This is a genomic window from Candidatus Methylomirabilota bacterium, assembly GCA_036002485.1.
Classification (GTDB): domain Bacteria; phylum Methylomirabilota; class Methylomirabilia; order Rokubacteriales; family CSP1-6; genus AR37.
In genome coordinates, this window is the sequence record DASYTI010000223.1 from 1 (window position 1) to 17,036 (window position 17,036).

A 17,036-nucleotide genomic window follows, 5' to 3' on the forward strand; every position below is an offset into this window, starting at 1 on the left:
CGAGATGAGCGCGGCCATCATCTCGCCCACGGCCGGAGCGAGCTTGAAGCCGTGGCCCGACATGCCGGCCGCCACGAAGAAGCCCTCGAGGTCCGTCTCGTCGAGGATGGGCATCCAGTCCGGCGTGATGTCGAAGGCCCCTGCCCAGCCGCGCGCGTAGCGAGCGTCCGCCATTCGCGGCACCGCTCGGCTCGTGCGTTCGAGGGCCACGCTCGCCTCGTCGAAGGAAGGCTCGGCGCCGAGGAGCTCGGGATCCATGGGGTGCTGGGTCTCGTCGTCGATGAGCGAGCCGGTCAGGGTGAGGCCGCCGGTCTCCGGTCGAAGATAGCTGCCGCCCGCCAGATCCATGTAGACCATGTGGTCGGGACCGAAGCTGGGATCGCGCGCCACGACGAAGACGGGATGACGCCCGATGACGATGGGCAGCTCGATGCCCCCGAGCCGCGCCACGGCAGGCGACCAGAGCCCGGCGGCATTGACCACGACCGGACTCGAGATCTCCTCTCCCGCGGCGGTGACGACGCCCGTGACCCTGCCGCTGGACTGCCGGAGCGATGCCACCTCCGCGCCCTGTTCGATGACGGCACCGCGCCGTCGCGCCGCCTCGGCATAGGCGGCATTGACGGCGGGAGGGTCTCCGTATCCCGAGCCGGGCTCGTGGAGCACGGCCCCGAGCCCGGCGGGGTCGATGCGCCGCTCGAGGCGGTGGAGATCGGCGGGCTCCAGGATCTCGGCGCGGACGCCAAGACCTCGCTGAAGGGCCAGGGTCTTCTCGAGCGCGGGCCGCATGGCGGCGCTGACGCCGATGAGGACCCCGCAGGGCTTGAACCCGGCGTCGCCACCCACGGCTTCCTCGAAATGCTCGAAGACCTCGAGGGAGCGAAGGACCATGCGGGTGGTCTCCGGCGTCGGGTAGAGCTGGCGGATGATGCCGACGGAGCGGCCGGTGCCGCCCGCGCCGACGAAGCGCCGCTCCAGGACGAGGACGCGTCCGAAGCCGGCCCCGGCCAGGTGAAAGGCGAGCGAGCAGCCGGTGACGCCGCCGCCGATGATGACGGCGTCGGCCGCTCTCATGAAGAGTCGAGAAGCCGGACGGGATCGCCCTGACTGATGGTACCGGGCTGCAGCACCTTGGCGTAGACACGGCTCCATCCTGGATGTCGCTTCTGCGACACGCGGGCGAAGTCTCCGCCGAGGAAGCTCGGCCTGATATTGAAGCAGGGGCTCGTGTAGCGGGTGATCTCGATTCTCACGCGCTCACCGAGCTCGAGCACGGCCCCCGGCTGGACCCGCTCCCAGTCGAGGCCCTCAAGGGTCAGGTTCTCCCCGATGGCGCCCGGCGTGATCGTGTGTCCCTCGACCTGGAGGGCCCGGATCTGCTCGAGAGAGAAGATGCAGAGGGCCCGCTCGGGGCCCCCATGGTGCTCGAGGTCTCGGTGACCGTCGCCCTCGAGCCCATTCGCGATCACCCGGGCGGAGGCCACCGGGAGCTTGGGGACTCCCCCGGGGGAAATATTGATCTGGACCACTCGGCCTTTGCTGCTCAAGGTGAGGCCTCCCCGGTCAGGGCTTCGCGGGCCCTCGCCGTATCATGCGCTTGATCACGGCCTCGAGGACGATCTCGCCGCGCTGGTTGAGCACCTCGTGCCGATAGGTCACGATACCGCGGTCGGGCTTCTTGGTCTCGCGCTTCTCGGTGATGACCACGCGCACGCGGAGGGTATCGCCCACGAGCACGGGGGCCACGATCTTGATCTCGCTGCCCAGGTACGACATGCCCGTGCCGTGGATGAGGCCCGTCTGGATGACGAGCCCCTCCGAGAGGCAGAAGGTGAAAGCGCCGGGGGCGGGCCGGCCCTTGAAGACCGAGGAGCTCTGGACGAACTCCATGTCGTAGAAGAGCGGCTCGATGAAGCCGCAGAGGTTGACGAAGGCGCAGATATCAGCCTCGGTCACCGTGCGCCCCGTCGTCTCGTAGGTGGCGCCAGCCTCGTGCTCCTCGTAGGTCAGTCCGTGCGTGCGCATGTCGCGTCTCCTCACGCTTCGCCGAGATAGGCCCGGCGAACTTCGGGGTTGTCGGCGAGGTCCTTCGCGGAGCCCTCGAGGACGATGCCGCCCGTCTCCAGGACATAGCCGCGGCCGGCGATGGACAGCGCCATGGCCGCGTTCTGCTCCACGAGCAGGATGGTCACGCCCTGCTTGTTGATGGCGAGGACGGTCTCGAAGATCTGCTCCACCAGGACGGGGGCGAGGCCCATGGAGGGCTCGTCGAGCAGGAGGAGGGTGGGGCGGGCCATCAAGGCGCGGCCGATGGCGAGCATCTGCTGCTCGCCGCCCGAGAGCGTGCCCGCGACCTGGGCGCGCCGCTCCTGGAGGCGCGCGAAGATCGAGAAGACACGGTCCATGTCCTCTCGCACGCCGGCATCCCGGCGCGTGAAGGCGCCCATCTCGAGGTTCTCGAGGACGGTGAGCCGATTGAAGATGCGCCGGCCCTCGGGCACGTGGGTGATGCCCCGGTGCACGATGGCATGAGAGGCAACGCCGAGGAGCGACTGACCCTGGAAGAGGATATCGCCCTCGCGCGGGTGCAGGAGCCCCGAGAGGGCGCGGAGGGTCGTCGTCTTGCCCGCGCCGTTGCTGCCGAGGAGGGTGACAATTTCCCCCTCGCGCACCTCGAAGGAGACGCCCCGCAGGGCGCGGATCTCGCCGTAGGAGACGTGGAGCTCCCGCACCTCAAGCACGGCCGCCCCCTGCCGCGGGCGTCCACTTTCGCCGCCCCAGATACGCCTCGATCACGCGCGGGTCCTTCTGTACCTCGACGGCCCGTCCCTCGGCGATCTTCTCGCCGTAGTCGAGGACGGTGACGTGATCCGAGACTTCCATGACCACGCGCATGTTGTGCTCGATGAGCAGGATGGTCAGACCGAGGTCGGCGATGAGGCGGCGCAGGAGGGCCATGAGACTCCGCGCCTCGCCCTGGGTCATGCCCGCCGTGGGCTCGTCGAGGAGCAGCAGGGCGGGCCGGGAGGCGAGGGCGCGGCCGATCTCGAGACGGCGCTGGTCACCATAGGGCAAGTTGCGGGCGATCTCGTTGGCCCGGCCGCGCAGCCCGACGACGTCGAGCAGCTCCGCCGCCCGCGCCCAGAGGGCCCCCTCCTCCGTCTTGAAGCGCCGGTTTCGCGACAGCGCGCTCCAGAAGCCCGTGCCCACCCGCGCGTGCATGCCCACGAGGACGTTCTCCACCGCCGTCATGTTGCGAAAGAGGCGGATGTTCTGGAAGGTGCGGCAGATGCCGAGCGCGGTGATCTGATCGGAGCGGAGGCCCAGGAGAGGAGCGCCCCGGAAGCTCACCGTTCCCTCCTCGGGCACGTAGAGGCCGGTGAAGACATTGAAGAACGTGGTCTTGCCGGCGCCGTTCGGCCCGATGATGGAGGCGATGCGGCCTTCCTCGAGGATGAAATCGACCTTGTTCAGGGCGATCAGCCCGCCGAATCGCTTGGTGATGCCGCGCGCCTCGAGAAGCGCCGTCATCTCAGGGCTCCACCGGCTCCTGGAGCTCGCGCGTGCGGCGCCGCGCGGGCAGGATCCCCTGCGGCCGGAAGATCATCATGAGCACGAGGATGAGGCCGAAGACCATGCGCTCGTACTTCGCCGGCTCGAGCTGGGTGGGCAGGTTGGCGAGGCTGTAGCCGAAGATCGTCACGCCGGCATTGCGCAGCTCGTTGAGCCAGAGGGAGAGGCCCTTGAGGACCTGGAGGTTCAGCACGGTGACCACGGCCGCGCCCAGGATGGCCCCGGGGATGGAGCCCATGCCGCCCAGGATGATCATGGCGAGCACGCCGATGGACTCCATGAAGGTGAAGGACTCCGGGTTGACGAAGACCTGCTTGGCCGCGAAGAGCACGCCCACGGCGCCCGCGAAGGACGCGCCACAGGCGAAGGCCAGGAGCTTCATGCGCACGAGCGGCACGCCCATGGCCTGGGCGGCCGTCTGGTCCTCGCGGATCGCTTCCCACGCGCGGCCGATGTGCGAGTCCTCCAGCCGGCGGTTGACGAGCACGGTGACGCCGACGATGAGCAGCACGAGGGCGTAGAGGTAGAGCGGATAGATGACGTTCGGGTTCGGGTCGATCCCGAGCGCCTGCAGGAGCGGGGCGAAGAAGATGGGCGGTCGCCCGATGGGCGTGATGCCCTTGGGCCCATTGGTGATGTTGATCGGCTTGTCGAGATTGTTGGCGAGCACGCGGATCACCTCGCCAAACCCCAGCGTCACCAAGGCGAGGTAGTCGCCGTGCAGTCGCAGCACGGGGAGGCCGAGCAGGATTCCCGCTCCCGCGGCCACGCCGACCCCCACGAGGAGGAAGGCGAAGAACCACCACGGGGGCAGCGGGAAGGCATTGCCGCCGAAGATCAGGTTGGCCTGGGGCGAGCCGAAGATCGCCCAGGAGTAGGCGCCCACGGCGAAGAAGGCGACATAGCCGAGGTCCAGGAGCCCAGCCAGCCCCACCACGATGTTGAGCCCGAGGGCGAGCGCCGCGAAGATCCCCACCTGGATCGCGATCTCCATGTAATAGGCATTGATGGTCCCGAGCACGGGCATGAGCACGCCGAGAGCGACCACCGTGAGCGAGACCTTGAGCCAGCGGGGTATGCGCGCGAAGTACAGGAGGAAGATCGAGGCCTGGAAGAGCATGAAGACCACGATGGAGCGCGGAAACCTCGCCACGCCCAACGCGGTGACGGCGAGCAGCATGGCCACGAGGATCGTTGCCGGCACGGGGCGGTCGAGCAGCGACTTGATCATTTGTCAGGCCCGCTCCCTGACGATCTCGCCGAGGATGCCCTTGGGCCGGAAGATCAGGATGAGGATCAGGATCGAGAAGGCGAAGATGTCCTTGTACTCGGCCCCGAAGGCCCCACCCGTCAGGAGGGAGAGGTAGGCGGCCGCGAAAGACTCGAGCAAACCCAGCACGAGCCCCCCGAGCATGGCCCCCGGGATGTTCCCGATGCCTCCGAGCACGGCCGCGGTGAAGGCCTTGAGCCCCGGGATGAAGCCCGTGTACGGGTTGATCAGGCTGTACTGGACGCCGAAGAGCACGCCCGCCCCGCCGCCCATGGCCCCGCCGATCAGGAAGGTGAGGGAGATGATGCGGTTGACGTTGATACCCATGAGGCTGGCCGCGGCCTGGTCCTCGGCGACGGCGCGGATAGCCTTGCCGATCTTCGTCCGGTTGACGAGGTTGTGCAGGCCCCAGAGCATGAGGAGGGCGGCCACGATGACCACGAGCGACTTCACGGAGACGTCGATGGTGTGGGTCAGCTCGAAGCGGTGGTTGAGCGCGTCCATGGACGGGTAGACGAGGTTGAAGGCGTTGCGCCAGATCGACTCCACGAGGCGGATGGCGTCCTGGAGGAAGAAGGAGACGCCGATGGCGGAGATGAGGGGGATCAAGCGGGGGGCGTGGCGGAGAGGGCGGTAGGCCGTGCGTTCGACGACGACGGCGAGAAGCCCGGAGGCGGCCATGCCCACCAGCAAGACCACCACGAGCACGACGACCCAGGGGAGAACGTCGAGCCAGCCGGCCGCCTTGAAGGTCAGGAGCAGCTCCACGCCCACGAAGGCGCCCACGATGAAGATCTCGGAATGCGCGAAGTTGATGAACTCGAGGACGCCGTAGACCATGGTGTAGCCGAGGGCGATGAGGGCGTACATGAAGCCCAGGGTGATGCCATCGAGGAGGACCTGCGGGAAGATGCCGATCAGGAGCTCATAGTCCATCGGCACGGGGTCCCACGGAGGGTAGCGCGGGAAGGGCGGCTCGCCGCCCTTCCCGCTGACGACGGCGCCGAACCGCTACTTTTTGGCCGCGGGCGGCGCGATGGTGAGCTGCTTGACGATCTTGTTGTCGCCCCACTTTGCCGGGTCGTCGCTGGCCACCGTCAGCACGAAGTACTGGGCCTTGAGCCGATCACCCTTGCTGTCGAAAGCGATGTCCCCGGTGATCCCGGCCAGCTTGGCCTTGCGGACGGCCGCCGCCACGTCCTCGCGGGTGACCTTGCCGCCCTTGGCCGCGTCCTCGATGGCCTTGATGGCGATGGTCGTCGCGTCGTAGGCCTCCGCGGCATAGGGCTCGGGGTTCTTGCCGAACTTCTTCTTGTACTCGTCCACGAAGGCCTTGGCCTTGGGCAGGGCCGAGGCGGGGCCCGCCGCCGAGGTGTAGGCCATGCCCACCACCGCCTTGCCCGCGATCTTCGTCAGGTCGGAGGAGTCCATGCCGTCCGGGCCCATGAACTTGGACTTGACGCCCTTCTCGCGCGCCTGCTTGAAGAACGGCGCCGCCTGATCGTAGATGCCGCCGAAGTAGATGATGTCAGGGTTCTTGGCCTTGATGGGCGTGAGGATGGCGTCGAAGTTCGACTTCTCCTCGGTGCCCTCGAAGGCCACCACCTTGATGCCCTTCTTCTCCGCATCGGCCTTGAAGAACTCGGCGATGCTCTGCCCGTACTGCGTCTTGTCATGGACGATGGCGGCGCTCTTGACCTTCAAGGAGTGGGCGTACTCGGAGCCGACCACGCCCTGCACGTCGTCGCGGCCGCACACGCGGTTGACGCTGGGGTAGTTGCGATCGGTGACCACGGGGTTGGTGTTGGCCGGCGAGATCATGACCACGCCGACTTCCTTGTAGACCTCGGACGAGGGAATGGCCACGCCCGAGTTCAAGTGGCCGATCACGGCCATGATGTCCTTGTCGGCGATGATGTTCTTGGCGTTGGCGACCCCCACGTCGGGCTTGGCCTGATCGTCGAAGGGCACGAGCTCGACCTTGTAGCCCATCTTCTCGAGGTTGCCCTTGAGCTTCTCGACGGCCAGCTGCGTACCGAGCTTGATCCCCTCGCCGAGAGCCGCCTGGCCGCCCGACAGCGGGCTCTGCGTGGCGATCTTGATGGTGCCCTTGGACTGGGCATCCGCGGGCGCGGCGCCGGGCAGCACCAGTGCCGCGACGGCCAGCGCGCTCAGCAGGTGGCGGAATCGCAGGGTCTTCATTCGGTGTCCTCCTCGGTGCGGGTCGGCCTTCAAGCGGGTCGGCCCGCGGTGCGGGTCGACCGGTTGACAAGCGGCGCCATTATAGCGGGTTTGCGAGGGAGGTCAACGGTCCGTGCGGGCCGCGGCCTTGGTGCGCATGGCCGTCATGGCGTCGAGCTGGCGTCGTGCCTCGGCGTCGGCGGGGGAGACGAGCAGCGTCTCCTGCAAGAGCGCCATGGCCTGGATCGTGCGGCCGGCCTCGCGCTCGGCCTCCGCGACCCGGAGCAATGCCGTCGCGTAGTCGCGGCCGAGATTCGCGAAGTACGGGTCCTGGGCCCAGGCGCGGCGGAAATACGGAAGCGATTCAGTCAGGCGACCGGTCTGGGCATACAGCGCTCCCATGTTGGCGAGGGCGCCCGTGAGGTTCGGGTCGAGCGTGAGGGCCTGGCGCAGCATCGCCTCCGCCTCGACGTCCTTGCGCTGGCCGTGGAGCGCCGTGGCGATATTGTTGGCCACGGTCGCGCGGGTGGGCCTGAGCTGAAGGGCCCGCCGGTACGCGGACTCCGCCTCGGGATGCCGCTTCTGCGCGGTCAGGGACGTCCCGAAATTATTCCAGCACACGGCACACTCGGGGTCTATCTCGACGGCCCAGCGCCAGAGGGTCTCGGAGTCCTGCCAGATCTTGCTCTGGTCCCAGGTCGCCACGCCCAGCATCAAGACGAGCACGGCGGCCCCCAGCGCGATGCTTCGCACGATCACGGGGCCTAGGCGGAGCCGGAGGTCAGCGGAGAGGAGGCGCATGAGCCCGCCCCCCAGCAGCAAGGCCAGGCCCAGCCCCGAGAGATAGCTGTAGCGGTCGTGGGCCAGCTGATGGCCCGAGTGCACGGCTCCGCTGATGGGCAGGAGCATCACGACGGAGAAGGTCCAGGCCGCGAGACCGGCCGGCCACCGGCGCCGCAACGCGATGAGGGCCGTCGTGATCAGGACGAAAGCGATCATGGGGACCACGAAGCGGATGGAGAGGGGATCGAGCCGCGACGGCAGCTCGTACAACGGGATGAGCTGCACGGGCCAGAGCCAGCGCGCCGGATAGAACATGAGGGCGTAGGCGGTCATGGCGATACGCGCGCCCACGCCGTAGCTCTCGTAGCCCGTGACGCCGGTGCCCTTGAGCACGACGGTGAGAGCGAGGAGAGCCCCCGCCGCCCCGATCACGGCCCAGGGCAGCTTTTCCAGGAGGCAGCGGCGCCAGCCGAGCCGTCGGATCCGCCCCAGCGGATAGGCGTCGAGGAGGAGAAGGACGGCGGGCAAGGGCATGGCCGATGCCTTGGAGAGGAGCGCCGCCGCGAAGGCCAGCAGGGAGAGCGCTCTCCACGCGGGCTGGATGGTCTCCGCGGCGACGGCTCGAAGATAGGCCAGGGCCGAGAGCAGAAAGAAGAAGCTGGAGAGCACGTCCTTTCGCTCGGTGATCCACACGACGGATTCCACGCGAAGCGGGTGGACGGCGAAGAGCAGGGCGGCGAAGGCCGCGCCGAAGTCCGCCGGCCCCGGTGAAGCGACCTCGTCCGAGGTGTCGGGCGAGCGTGCCGCCCTCAGGAGCCGACGCGCTATCCAGTAGACGGCCACCGCATTGGCCGCGTGGAGGAGGAGGTTGAGAACGTGGTAGCCGCGGGGCTTGAGCCCGCCCAGCGCGAAGTTCAAGCCGAAGCTCATCCACGTCAGCGGGATGTAGTGGCCCAGGACGGCGCTCGTCCACATCCACTCGAGCTGCGCGCGGCCGAGCCCGTGGACGCCTTGGTTGTTGACGACATTGTCGTAGTCGTCCCAGTTGACGAAGTCTCCGCCCAGGCCCGGCCAGAAGGTCAGGAAGGCGACGGCGAAGACGAGGGCGGGGAGGAGGGCGCGGCGCGCGTGGGTCATCGAGCGGGCGGCCGCCCCGCCTGGAGGCGCGCCTGAGCGAGCAGGAACCGGGTGGCCTCCGATCCGCCGTCGAGGGTGAGGGCCCGCTCGAGAACGGGCACCGCCTCGGCGCCCCGGCCGCGCTCCACGAGCGCCTGGCCGAGATTGCGGTGCGTATCGGAGTCCTGGGTCAGGATCTGGGAGGCCGCGGTGAGCAGGGGCACCGCCTCGTCGAGCCTGCCCTGTCGCGCGAGCTCGATGCCATGGTTGCGTAAAGCATAGCCCAGATTGCGCTGGAGACCAGCAAACGCCGGCTGCGTGGCCACAGCCTTGCGCAGCAATGGCAAGGCTTCGGCATAGCGCCCCTGTCTGGCCAGCAGCGCGCCGAGGTTGGCCGCGGGTCCGACCTGATTGGGGGCCAGCCTCAGGGCTTGACGGAAGGCCTCTTCGGCCTGGGCCGTCAGTCCGCGGTGCGTCAGGATGACGCCCAGGGTGTCGTACGAGGTGAAGTGATCGGCGCGCAGCTCGATGGCGTGGCGCACGAGCGCTTCTGCCCTGTCGATCATGGCCGGCGAGAGCTCTGGGCGCCGCACGATGGCCGCGGCGAGATTATTGGCGCAGACGACGCAGTCCGCGTCCAGGGCCACCGCGCGCTCCCAGAGCGAGTCGGAGTCGCGCCATATCCAGGTTTGCGCCCAGCTGGCCGCGCCCAGACCCAGGACGAGCAGGCCCGCGACCGCGAGAGCCAGGGCGGCCGTCGGGGGGGCGAGGCGGCCCGCTGCTGCGGCGCGGAGGAGTGCCCACAGCGCACCGCCCGCCACGAGGGCAAAGCCCAGCCCCGAGAGATAGCTATAGCGGTCATGCGCGAGCTGGAAGCCCGCGGGCACGATCCCGCTCACGGGCAGGAGCACGAGGGCCGAGTAGACCCAGGCCGCGAGTGCCCATGGCGCGCGCCGCCGCAGCAGGACGAGACAGGCGGTGACGATCACGAGGGCCAGGAGTGGCCCGAGAAAGCGCCCCTGCCGCAGGTCCACGCGCGAGGGCAGCTCGTAGAGCGGCGACAGCCCCACCGGCCAGACCCAGCGCGAGGGAAAGAACCAGAAGGCATAGGCGACGATGCCGATGCGCGCGCCCCCCCCCGACTGACTCCAGGCCGAAGGGGAGGCGCCGGCGCGCAGGGCGAGGATGGTCACGGCGGCGCCCACGGCGGTCATGGCCGCGTATGGCCACTTCTCGAGAAGAAGCGCGCGCCAGCCCAGATGCGTGCGGCGCAGCGGGTACAGATCAAGGAGCAGGAGGACACCAGGCAGCGTCATGACGATGGACTTGGACAGGAAGGCGGCGGCAAAGGCCAGGAGCGAGGCCGTTCGCCACCGCCCGCCGATCAGCCCGCCGCCCTCTGCCGCGCGGAGGTAAAAGAGGATCGACAGCAGGAAGAAAAGCCCGGAGAGCACGTCGCGGCGCTCGGTGATCCAGGCCACCGACTCCACCCGCAGCGGATGGACGGCGAAGATGAGGGCCGCGAAGGCGGCGCCTGCGCAGGCCGGCCCGCTCTCCGCCACGCTTGGGGACGTCTCGCGGGAGGCGCTGGCCAGGAGCCGCCGTGCCACGAAATAGAAGCAGACAGCATTGGCCGCGTGGAGCAGGAGATTGCCCAGGTGATAGCCCCAGGGATTCATGCCGCCCAGGGCGTAGTTGACTCCCAGCGTGAGCCAGGTCAGGGGAATCCAGTGGCCGAGGAGCGTGGTGGTGAACATGTAGCGAAGCTGAGGCCAGCCGAGTCCCCGATAGCCCTCGTTCATCAGGAAGTTCGTCACGTCGTCCCAGTAGAGGAATTGGCCCTGAAGCGAGGGGAGGAAAGGCACGCATGACGCGAGGGCAATGCCCGCGGGCCAGAGCAGTCGGGTCGGGGCATATCTCAGCACTCCCCTCGCCTCACCGCTCATCTACTCAGCCCTCGCCTCAGGGCTTTGCCCTTCAGCTCGAACTGCCACACCTGCGGGATCGACCCAGCCCTCGTCTCGCGGCGGCCTCCGGCCATCGCTCAACTCGAACCGCGGGCAGCGTCTCGGCTCGAAAAGCTCACGGCGCGTCACTCCGGGCCTTGCCTATGGCCTCCAGGAATGAGCGGACGGCCGCGGCCGGATCGGGCGCGCCGCATACGGCGGAGATGACGGCGGCGGCGTCGGCGCCCGCCTCGATGACCCGGCCGACATTGTCCGGGGTGATGCCGCCGATGGCCACGAGAGGCACGGGAATCTCCGCTCGTACCCGTCTCACCAGGTCGGGTCCCACGAGCTGGAAGCCGACCTTGCTCCCGGTCGGGAACATGCTGCCGACGGCGACATAGTCGGCGCCGTCGTCGCGCGCCCGTCGCGCCTGGGCCGCATCGTGGGTCGAGACGCCGAGGATCATGGGCGGAGGCAAGAGCTGGCGGGCGGTGCGGGCCGGCATGTCGTCCTGTCCCACATGGGCGCCGTCCGCGCCGACGGCCAAAGCCAGATCCACCCGATCATTCACGATGAAGAGGGCCCCGGCTTGTCGACAGCGCCGGCGAAGGGCCTGGGCGAGCGGGAAGAGCTCAGCGGGCAGCATGGTCTTCTCGCGCAGCTGCACGAGCCGGCAGCCGCCCGCGAGCACCGCCTCCAGCAGCTCGTCGAGGCGCCTCCCCCCGGAAGCCTGCCTATCCAGGATGACGTACAGGGGGGTGGGCAGCGTCACGCGCTAGATAACTCGGAGGGGGGCTCCGCCCCCCTTCCGAAGCCTCCCCCCGACGCAGTGCGAGCCGCAGGACGTCGCGAGGCTGGGGCCCTGCCGTCCGAGGCGAGCAATCTGAGAATGGCCCCGGCGAAGCCGGCGCTCGAAGCGGACCACCCCTGCTCGCGAGGGCATGAGAATTACTTGGACAGCCCGCTAGAGACCGACCTCGAGGCGCGGCGGCGCGTACTCCCCGGAGACGAAGACGGGGTCGGCGAGGAGCTTCTGGTGGAAGGGGATCGTCGTCTTGACGCCCTCCACGACCGTCTCGGCCAGGGCGCGCTGCATCCGGGCGATGGCCTCCGCGCGGTCCCGGCCATACGCGATGATCTTGGCGATCAGCGAATCGTAGTACGGCGGCACCGACGCCCCCGGCATCATGTGGCTGTCCACGCGTATACCGTGGCCGCCGGGGGGCAGCCAGGCCGTCACCGTGCCGGGCGAGGGGACGAAGTGCTCGGGATCCTCGGCATTGATGCGGCACTCGATGGCGTGGCCGGAGACACGGACGGCGCTCTGCTTGTAGCCGAGCGACTCGCCCAGGGCGATCCGGACCTGCTCGCGCACGAGGTCGATGCCCGTGACCATCTCCGTCACGGGATGCTCGACCTGGATGCGGGTGTTCATCTCGATGAAGTAGAACTCGCCCCCGCGCCCCACCAGGAACTCGACGGTGCCCGCCGAGACGTAGTTGACGGCGTTGGCCACCGCGAGGGCGGCCTTGCACAGTCCCTCGCGCGTAGTCTGGGAGATGGCGGAGGCGGGGCTCTCCTCGAGAAGCTTCTGGTGCCGTCGCTGCACGGAGCAATCGCGCTCGCCCAGGTGAACCCGGATGCCATTCCTGTCTCCGAGCACCTGGACCTCGACGTGCCGCGCCTCCTCCACGAACTTCTCCAGGTAGAGCTCCGAGGAGCCGAAGGCCTGCGCGGCCTCGGACTGGCACGTGGCGAAGGCCTGGGCCAGCATCTCCCGAGAGCGGACGATGCGCATCCCGCGCCCGCCGCCCCCCGAGGCGGCCTTGACCACCACGGGGTAGCCCATCTCGTCAGCCAGGGTCTGCGCCTCGTCCACACCCTCGAGCGGCCCCGTGCTTCCCGGCACCACCGGGGCGCCCGCCTGCTTGGCCATCTCGCGCGCCTGCGCCTTGTCGCCCATGAGCCGTATCGCCTCCGGCGAGGGCCCGATGAAGGTGATGCCGCAGGCGCGGCAGATCTCGGCGAACGCGGCATTCTCCGAGAGGAAGCCATAGCCGGGATGGATGGCTTCGCTGTCCGTGATGGACGCGGCCGAGATGATGCTGGGGATGTTGAGATAGCTCGCGCGCGCGTCGGCGGGGCCGATGCAGATGGACTCGTCAGCCAGGCGAACGGGCAGGGAGCCCGCGTCGGCCTGGGAATGGGCGATGACGGTACGGATGCCCATCTCGCGACAGGTGCGGAGGATGCGCAGGGCGATCTCGCCTCGGTTGGCGATGAGGATCTTGTGGAACATGGGCGTAGAGCGCCGTTACTTGAGAGGCTCCAGCAAGAACAGGGCCTGGCCAAACTGCACGGGCTGGGCGTTGTCGACGAGGACCTTGACGATGCGGCCGCCGAGCTTCGCGTCGATCTCGTTCATCAGCTTCATGGCCTCGATGACGCAGAGGGTCTGGCCCTCCTTGATGGTGTCGCCCTCGTTGACGAAGGGCGGAGCGTCGGGGCTCGACGCTCGATAGAAGGTTCCCACCATGGGCGCCTCGACCGTGATGGTGCCCGCCGCCGCCTCCGCGGCCACGGCCGAGGCGGGCTGCGTGAGCGCGGGCGGCGGCGCCGCCGCGGAGGGTCGCGCGGCCGCCTCGGCGTGACGGCGCACCACGCGCACGCGCATGCCTCCGGCCTCGACCTCGAGCTCAGCGAGGTCGTGGGCGACCGCGAGCTCGACGATCTCCGCGGGCGTCCACCGTCGCGGAGCCAGGATCCCTGCCATGGTTCCCCGGTCCTTGGCCATCACCGTGCTCGGAGGGGGGCTTTGCCCCCCTTCCGAAACCTCCCCCCAATAAGGGTTGCGCCGGCGAAGCCGGCGCTCGAAGCACCACGTTCGTGCTCGCTAGGTACGACTATCACTCGCTTATGCCTTAGCCGGCCGTGGCCACGCGGCTCAAGTACTCGGCGCTGCGCGTGTCCACCTTCACGACGTCACCCTCGTTGAGGAAGAGCGGAACCTGGATGGTGGCGCCCGTCTCGAGCTGAGCCGGCTTCGACCCGCCCGAGGCCGTGTCGCCGCGGATACCCGGATCGGTCTTGACGATGGCGAGCTCCATGAAGTTGGGGAGCTCGACGGTCACGGGGCTGCCGTCGATGAACAGGATGTCGACCTCGGTATTTTCCTTGAGGAAGTCGCGCGCGTCACCGACCTCGTCCGGCGACAGGGAGATCTGATCGTACGTCTCCGTGTCCATGAAGTGGTAGCGCTCGTCCTTGTACAGGTACTGCATGTGCTTCTCGTCGAAGTCGACGAGCTCCACCTTTTCGCCCGCGCGGAACGTGTTGTCGATGACCCGCCCCTGCCGCATGTGCTTGAGCTTGGTGCGCACGAAGGCGCCGCCCTTGCCCGGCTTGACGTGCTGGAAGTCGACGATGGTGTAGGGCTGCCCGTCGTGCTGGATCTTGAGCCCCTTCTTGAATTCGGCCGTGGACACCTGCATGCACTCAACCTTTCCGTTTCTGGCTCTTGGCCCTGAGCGCCTCGTCGAGTCGCTCGCGGGCCCGGGCGTCGCCCGGGTTCTTCTTCACGAGGCGCAGGAAGATCTGCGCCGCCTCGTCGGGGAGTCCTTGCTCGAGGCAGAGGGCGCCGAAGCTCATGGTCGCGAACGTGTCGTCCTCGAGGACGCGGCCGAGCGGCGAGCCCTCGCCGGCGCGACCGCCCGCCTGGAGCGCCTCCAGGGTGAGCCGCGCCTCGCGGTCCCCCGGCTCGAGCTTGACCACGCGCTCGAGATGCTCCCGGGCCTCGTTCCACCGACCGGCCTTGCGATGGATATCCGCGGCGAGGCGATGGGCCTGGGTGTCCTTCGGGCTCGCCTCCAGGATTCGGACGAGCTCTCCGAGCGCCTCTTCCGCATTGCCCTCGTCGAGATATGCCCTGGCCAGGATGAGGCGCGCCGTCGTGTACTGAGGGAAGCGGACGAGGCCTTGCTGGCAGAGCCTGATGGCCTCTCGCGCCCTGCCGACTTTGCGATAGGCGTCAGCCAGCGGGGCAAAGGCCAGCCCAGCCGGGTCTTTGGCGAGCCGCTCTTCGTAGCGACGGATTGCGCCGGCCGCCACGGGATCGGGGGCGGCTACGGCCCCTCCGACCTGGGGGATCGGGTTCGCCATGGCTCATCCTTTATATGCGCCAAAGGCGCGAGAGTCAATGCTTTTCCCCGCTTGCCGCCTCTGGCGCGGCATGACAGACTCGCGCGGATGCAAGGTAGCGCGGACTCTCATTCGGCGCGTCCCCGCCAGCCTGACCGGCCTGACCGGGGGCGCTGGCTTTTCCCCGTGGGGGTAGCCGGTCTGACCCTGCTCTGCTATCTCCCCGCCCTCGCCAATGGGTTCATCGACTGGGACGATAGTCCGCTGCTTCTGAGCAATCCTCACTACCGCGGACTCAGCCTGGACCATCTCCGGTGGATGTTCACGACCCGCCTCATGGGCCACTGGATGCCGCTCAACTGGATCTCCTTCGGCTTCGATTATGCCGTCTGGGGGATGAGGCCCTTGGGCTACCACCTGACCAATGTCCTGCTTCACGCGATCAATGCGGCCGTGGTCTATGCCCTCGCCTCGAAGCTCCTTCAGCTCTCGCTGCCCGAGCGGCTCACCACCGACCGCATGCGGGTGAGGCTGGGCGCGCTCGCGGCCGCCCTCGCGTTCTCGCTGCACCCCATGCGGGTCGAGTCCGTGGCCTGGGTGACCGAGCGCCGGGACGTGCTTTCGGGGCTCTTCTTCCTGCTCGCCATCTGGGCCTATCTCAGGTACGGCGAGGCGCGGACCGCCGAGGGGCGCGGCGGATCGTGGCCGTACTGGACGGCCGTGGCCCTGTGCGGACTGGCGCTCTTGTCCAAGGTCATGGCCGTGAGCCTGCCCGTCATCCTGCTCGTGCTGGACATCTATCCGCTGCGTCGACTGGGCTTCGGACCTGGGGGCTGGATGGGTCCCGCGACCAGACGCGTCTGGCTTGAAAAGCTGCCCTTCGTCGCGCTGTGCGCCGGCGCCTCCGCGCTTGCCTTGTGGGCGCAGCTGGCCGGAGGCAGCCCGGTTCCTCTCGAGGCTCTCCCATGGTCCGGGCGTCTGGCCATCGTGGGCTATCAGCTCGCCTTCTACCTCGGGAAGACGCTCATCCCCACGCATCTGGCCATCCTCTACGAGCTCAGGCTGCCCCTTGATCTGGAGCAGTGGCGGATCGTCTCGAGCGTGGCGACGGTGGCGGCCGTCACGGCGGGCGCGGTGGCACTCCGCCGACGCGTGCCCGGCGTGCTGGTCGCGTGGGCAGGCTATGTCGTCATCCTGCTTCCCCCAAGCAGCATCGTGCAGTCTGGCTACCAGATCGCCGCGGATCGTTACAGCTATCTGGCCTGCATTGGCTGGTCGCTGCTCGCCGGGGCCGCCGTGGTCGCTCTCGGACGCGTGGCGGCGCTGGCCGCCTTCGTCCTGCTCGCCGTGCTCGGCGGGCTGTCGTGGACGCAGGCGAAGATCTGGCGCGACAATGAGACGGTGTGGCGCCATGCCGTGGAGGTCGATCCGCGGTCCGGCATCGCGCGCGCGAACCTGGGGGCGGCCCTCAATGCCCAAGGCCGGCCCGTCGAGGCAAGGGCGGAATTGCGCGAGGCCATCCGACTCCGTCCCGGCTATCCCGATGCCCATCTGAGCCTTGGCCTCATGCTGGCCCAGGGCGGCGACCCCGCCGCGGCCGTGCCGCACTTCCGCGAAGCGCTCCGGCTCTGGCCGCGCTTCGCGGAGGCGCACAACAATCTCGGGGCCGCCCTGGCCGTGCAGGGACGGCGCGACGAGGCGCTCTCGCACTTCCGCGAAGCACTCCGCCTCAATCCAGACTATGCGGAAGCGCGAAACAACCTCGGTCTCGCCCTGGCGCAGGAAGGCAAGCTACGGGAAGCGGCCGAGCAGTTCCTGCGCGCGGTCGAGCTGAATCCCGACTGGATCGACGCGCGGAGGAATCTGGAGCAGGCGCAGCGACGGTTGGGCCGCTAGATAGCTCGGAGGGGGGCTCCGCCCCCCTTCCGAAGCCTCCCCCCGACGCAGTGCGAGCCGCAGGACGTCGCGGGGCTGGGGCCCCGCCGTCCGAGGCGAGCAATCTGAGAACTGCGCCGGCGAAGCCGGCG

At 68.7% G+C, this 17,036-nt stretch carries 16 protein-coding genes; 1 reads left to right on the forward strand and 15 read right to left on the reverse strand.

Annotation, left to right across the window (positions count from 1 at the left end; genetic code table 11):
- The 15 genes from VGT00_19985 to VGT00_20055 form a co-directional block, all read right to left on the reverse strand.
- Positions 1-1,074 (reverse strand): FAD-dependent oxidoreductase (locus VGT00_19985; protein ID HEV8533712.1); only part of this gene is annotated, 1,074 nt, incomplete at its 3' end.
- Positions 1,071-1,547, reverse strand: coding sequence for an MOSC domain-containing protein (locus VGT00_19990; protein ID HEV8533713.1), 477 nt, complete (start codon positions 1,545-1,547; stop codon positions 1,071-1,073). The genes VGT00_19985 and VGT00_19990, both read right to left, overlap by 4 nt.
- A gap of 16 nt (positions 1,548-1,563) precedes the next feature.
- Complete coding sequence (locus tag VGT00_19995; protein ID HEV8533714.1) at positions 1,564-2,025, reverse strand: MaoC/PaaZ C-terminal domain-containing protein; 462 nt, start codon at positions 2,023-2,025, stop codon at positions 1,564-1,566.
- A gap of 11 nt (positions 2,026-2,036) precedes the next feature.
- Positions 2,037-2,741, reverse strand: coding sequence for an ABC transporter ATP-binding protein (locus tag VGT00_20000; GenBank protein HEV8533715.1), 705 nt, complete (start codon positions 2,739-2,741; stop codon positions 2,037-2,039).
- Positions 2,734-3,531, reverse strand: a complete 798-nt coding sequence (locus VGT00_20005; GenBank protein ID HEV8533716.1) for an ABC transporter ATP-binding protein — start codon at positions 3,529-3,531, stop codon at positions 2,734-2,736. The genes VGT00_20000 and VGT00_20005 overlap by 8 nt, the downstream gene beginning before the upstream one ends.
- A 1-nt stretch (position 3,532) precedes the next feature.
- Positions 3,533-4,804 carry a branched-chain amino acid ABC transporter permease gene (locus VGT00_20010; protein HEV8533717.1) on the reverse strand — a complete coding sequence of 424 codons (1,272 nt, stop codon included), beginning with the start codon at positions 4,802-4,804 and terminating at the stop codon, positions 3,533-3,535.
- A 3-nt stretch (positions 4,805-4,807) separates the two neighbouring features.
- Complete coding sequence (locus VGT00_20015) at positions 4,808-5,779, reverse strand: branched-chain amino acid ABC transporter permease (protein ID HEV8533718.1); 972 nt, start codon at positions 5,777-5,779, stop codon at positions 4,808-4,810.
- A 75-nt stretch (positions 5,780-5,854) separates the two neighbouring features.
- The gene (locus VGT00_20020; GenBank protein ID HEV8533719.1) at positions 5,855-7,045 is read right to left on the reverse strand and encodes a branched-chain amino acid ABC transporter substrate-binding protein; all 1,191 of its coding nucleotides are present in this window, start codon (positions 7,043-7,045) and stop codon (positions 5,855-5,857) included.
- 102 nt (positions 7,046-7,147) lie between these two features.
- Positions 7,148-8,944, reverse strand: coding sequence for a tetratricopeptide repeat protein (locus tag VGT00_20025; GenBank protein HEV8533720.1), 1,797 nt, complete (start codon positions 8,942-8,944; stop codon positions 7,148-7,150).
- The gene (locus tag VGT00_20030) at positions 8,941-10,848 is read right to left on the reverse strand and encodes a tetratricopeptide repeat protein (protein HEV8533721.1); all 1,908 of its coding nucleotides are present in this window, start codon (positions 10,846-10,848) and stop codon (positions 8,941-8,943) included. The genes VGT00_20025 and VGT00_20030 overlap by 4 nt, the downstream gene beginning before the upstream one ends.
- A gap of 157 nt (positions 10,849-11,005) precedes the next feature.
- Positions 11,006-11,644 carry a thiamine phosphate synthase gene (gene thiE / locus VGT00_20035; protein HEV8533722.1) on the reverse strand — a complete coding sequence of 213 codons (639 nt, stop codon included), beginning with the start codon at positions 11,642-11,644 and terminating at the stop codon, positions 11,006-11,008.
- Positions 11,645-11,836: 192 nt separating this feature from the next.
- The gene (gene accC, locus VGT00_20040; protein HEV8533723.1) at positions 11,837-13,171 is read right to left on the reverse strand and encodes an acetyl-CoA carboxylase biotin carboxylase subunit; all 1,335 of its coding nucleotides are present in this window, start codon (positions 13,169-13,171) and stop codon (positions 11,837-11,839) included.
- Between the two features lie 15 nt (positions 13,172-13,186).
- Positions 13,187-13,666 (reverse strand): acetyl-CoA carboxylase biotin carboxyl carrier protein, encoded by a 480-nt coding sequence (gene accB, locus VGT00_20045; protein ID HEV8533724.1) that lies wholly within the window; start codon positions 13,664-13,666, stop codon positions 13,187-13,189.
- Between the two features lie 127 nt (positions 13,667-13,793).
- Positions 13,794-14,357, reverse strand: coding sequence for an elongation factor P (efp, locus tag VGT00_20050; protein HEV8533725.1), 564 nt, complete (start codon positions 14,355-14,357; stop codon positions 13,794-13,796).
- Between the two features lie 10 nt (positions 14,358-14,367).
- Complete coding sequence (locus VGT00_20055) at positions 14,368-15,030, reverse strand: tetratricopeptide repeat protein (protein ID HEV8533726.1); 663 nt, start codon at positions 15,028-15,030, stop codon at positions 14,368-14,370.
- Positions 15,031-15,195: 165 nt separating this feature from the next.
- Between VGT00_20055 and VGT00_20060 the strand changes: the two genes are divergently transcribed.
- A complete protein-coding gene (locus VGT00_20060) occupies positions 15,196-16,905 on the forward strand; it encodes a tetratricopeptide repeat protein (GenBank protein ID HEV8533727.1) in 1,710 nt (569 codons plus the stop codon).
- Positions 16,906-17,036: the final 131 nt, after the last annotated feature.